The sequence below is a fragment of the Cupriavidus sp. 05N38 genome, assembly GCF_056397345.1.
Genome location: NZ_JBFTNF010000144.1, coordinates 1 through 3,145 on the forward strand (window position 1 = coordinate 1; position 3,145 = coordinate 3,145).

Annotated in this window: 4 protein-coding genes; all 4 read right to left on the reverse strand. The window is 63.5% G+C overall.

The window, feature by feature from the left end:
* Positions 1 to 47 precede the first annotated feature (47 nt).
* Entirely contained in the window at positions 48 to 770 is a 723-nt protein-coding gene (locus AC1DK4_RS40435; protein WP_477132254.1) for a succinate dehydrogenase iron-sulfur subunit, read from the reverse strand.
* Positions 771 to 805: 35 nt separating this feature from the next.
* A complete protein-coding gene (sdhA, locus tag AC1DK4_RS40440) occupies positions 806 to 2,584 on the reverse strand; it encodes a succinate dehydrogenase flavoprotein subunit (RefSeq protein ID WP_441624475.1) in 1,779 nt (592 codons plus the stop codon).
* Between the two features lie 3 nt (positions 2,585 to 2,587).
* Positions 2,588 to 2,953, reverse strand: a complete 366-nt coding sequence (gene sdhD / locus AC1DK4_RS40445) for a succinate dehydrogenase, hydrophobic membrane anchor protein (protein WP_477132255.1) — start codon at positions 2,951 to 2,953, stop codon at positions 2,588 to 2,590.
* An 11-nt stretch (positions 2,954 to 2,964) separates the two neighbouring features.
* Positions 2,965 to 3,145, reverse strand: a 181-nt coding sequence (locus tag AC1DK4_RS40450) for a succinate dehydrogenase, cytochrome b556 subunit (RefSeq protein WP_477132256.1), incomplete at its 5' end; no start/stop codon positions are given.

A 3,145-nucleotide genomic window follows, 5' to 3' on the forward strand; every position in this document is an offset into this window, starting at 1 on the left:
GCGGCGAACCATCAGCTCCTTGATCTTGCCGATGGCCTTGGTCGGATTCAGCCCCTTCGGGCAGACGTCGACGCAGTGCGGCGAACCATCAGCTCCTTGATCTTGCCGATGGCCTTGGTCGGATTCAGCCCCTTCGGGCAGACGTCGACGCAGTTCATGATGCTGTGGCAACGGAACAGGCGGTACGGGTCGTTCAGGTCGTCCAGGCGCTGGCTGGTGGCCTGGTCGCGGCTGTCCGCGATGAAGCGGTAGGCTTGCAGCAGGCCGGCCGGGCCGACGAACTTGTCCGGGTTCCACCAGAACGACGGGCAGGACGTCGAGCAGCTCGCGCACAGGATGCACTCATACAGCCCGTCGAGCTCGTCACGTTCCTCGGGCGACTGCAGGCGCTCCTTCTCGGGCGGCGGCTCGTCGTTGATGAGGTACGGCTTGATCGAGTTGTACTGCTTGAAGAACTGCGTCATGTCGACGATCAGGTCGCGCACGACCGGCAGGCCGGGCAGCGGGCGCAGCACGATGCGGTCCGGCAGCTCGCGCATATTGGTCAGGCACGCCAGGCCGTTCTTGCCGTTGATGTTCATCGCGTCCGAACCGCACACGCCTTCGCGGCAGGAGCGGCGGAACGAGATGGTCTCGTCCAGCTTCTTCAGCTTGACCAGCGCGTCGAGCAGCATGCGCTCGTGACCGTCCAGCTCGACCTCGTAGGTCTGCATGCGGGGAGCTGCATCCTTGTCCGGATCGTAGCGGTAGACTTCGAAAATACGCTTCATTTCTGTGGGTCCTGTTTAGCTCTTCGACGCGGTGCTTAGAAGGTCCGKGCCTTGGGCGGAACGCTTTCCACCGTCAGCGGTTCCATCTTCACCGGCTTGTAGTCGAGGCGATTGCCTTCGCTGTAGAACAGCGTGTGCTTGAGCCAGTTCTGGTCGTCGCGGTTCGGGAAATCGCTGTGCGCGTGCGCGCCRCGCGATTCCTTGCGGGCAGCCGCCGAGATCATGGTTGCCTTGGCCACTTCCACCAGGTTGGCCACTTCCAGGGCTTCCACCAGTGCGGTGTTGAAGACCTTGGACTTGTCCTTCAGGTGGATGTTGGCAGCACGCTCGGTCACTTCCAGGATGCGTTCGACGCCTTCGTCCATCAGCTTCTGCGTACGGAACACGCCCGCATGCGACTGCATGTTCTTGCGGATGTCGTTGGCCACGTCCTGGGTGTACTCGCCCGACGACGACGAYTCCAGCTTGGCCAGGCGCGACATGGCGCGGTCRGCAGCATCGGCCGGCAGCGGCTTGTGCTCTTTCTGCTTGATCGCGGTCGCGGCAATGTGGTTGCCGGCCGCGCGGCCGAACACCACCAGGTCSAGCAGCGAGTTGGTGCCCAGGCGGTTGGCGCCGTGCACCGACACGCASGAGCATTCGCCGATCGCGTAGAAACCGTTCACGACATCGTTGGGGTTGCCGTTCTTCGGCGCCACGACCTGACCATGGATATTGGTCGGGATACCGCCCATCTGGTAATGGATGGTCGGGACGACGGGAATCGGTTCCTTGATCGCATCCACGTTGGCGAACTTCATGCCGATTTCGCGGATCGACGGCAGGCGCTTCATGATGGTGTCCGCACCGACGTGGGTGAGGTCCAGCAGCACGTAGTCGCCGTTCGGGCCGCAGCCACGGCCTTCCTTGATTTCCTGGTCCATCGAGCGCGAGACGAAGTCGCGCGGCGCCAGGTCCTTCAGCGTCGGCGCGTAGCGCTCCATGAAGCGCTCGCCGTCCTTGTTGCGCAGGATACCGCCTTCGCCGCGYACGCCTTCGGTGATCAGCACGCCCGCGCCGGCCACGCCGGTCGGGTGGAACTGCCAGAACTCCATGTCTTCCAGCGGCACGCCTGCGCGCGCYGCCATGCCCAGGCCGTCACCGGTGTTGATGAAGGCRTTGGTCGACGCGGCGTAGATGCGGCCGGCGCCGCCGGTGGCGAACAGCGTGGTCTTGGCCTCGAGGATGTAGACCTCGCCGGTTTCCATTTCCAGCGCGGTCACGCCCAGCACGTCGCCGTCGGCGTCGCGGATCAGGTCCAGCGCCATCCATTCGACGAAGAAATGCGTCTTGGCGCGCACGTTGCGCTGGTACAGCGTGTGCAGCAGCGCGTGGCCGGTACGGTCGGCCGCGGCGCARGCGCGCTGGACCGGCTTCTCGCCGTAGTTCGAGGTGTGGCCGCCGAACGGGCGCTGGTAGATGGTGCCGTCGGGGTTGCGGTCGAACGGCATGCCGAAGTGTTCGAGCTCGTAGACCACCTTGGGCGCTTCACGGCACATGAATTCGATCGCGTCCTGGTCGCCCAGCCAATCGGAACCCTTGATGGTGTCGTAGAAGTGATAGTGCCAATTGTCCTCGCTCATGTTGCCGAGCGAGGCACCGATGCCGCCCTGCGCCGCTACCGTGTGCGAGCGCGTGGGAAACACCTTGGAGAGCACGGCCACGTTCAGGCCGGCTTCCGCGAGCTGGAGGGATGCGCGCATCCCGGCGCCGCCCGCCCCGACGATGACCACGTCAAAGCGACGACGCGGCAATCCTGTCTTGACTGCGACCATTTATTACACCCTCCAGAGAATCTGAGCTGCGTAGCCCGCGCAACCGACGAGCCACAGAATCGTAAGAACTTGCAGCACGAGGCGCACGGCCATCGGCTTCACATAGTCCATCCAGATGTCGCGTACGCCGATCCAGGCGTGGAACAGCAGCGACAGGATGGTGAGGAACGTGATGATCTTCATCCACTGGTTGGAGAAGAGACCTGCCCACGCTTCGTAGGAAGCGCCGTTCGAGAGCAGGAAGGCGACTGCCAGCACGACGGTGAAGACCACCATGATGACAGCGGTGACGCGCTGCGCGAGCCAGTCTTTCAGACCGTAGTGCGCACCGACGACAAGACGCTTGGGACCGATATTATTCTTTGCCACCTTGACTCTCCTCAAAACAGGCCGAACAGCTTCAGGCCGAAAATCGCGGTGAGCAACAGGCTGATGACCATCACGGCGACAGCGGACTTGGCCGAGGCCGGCTTGGTCACGCCGACGTGCACGTCGAGCAGCAGGAAACGGATGCCGGCACAGAAGTGGTGGAGGTAACCCCAGATCAGGGCCAGCAGAACC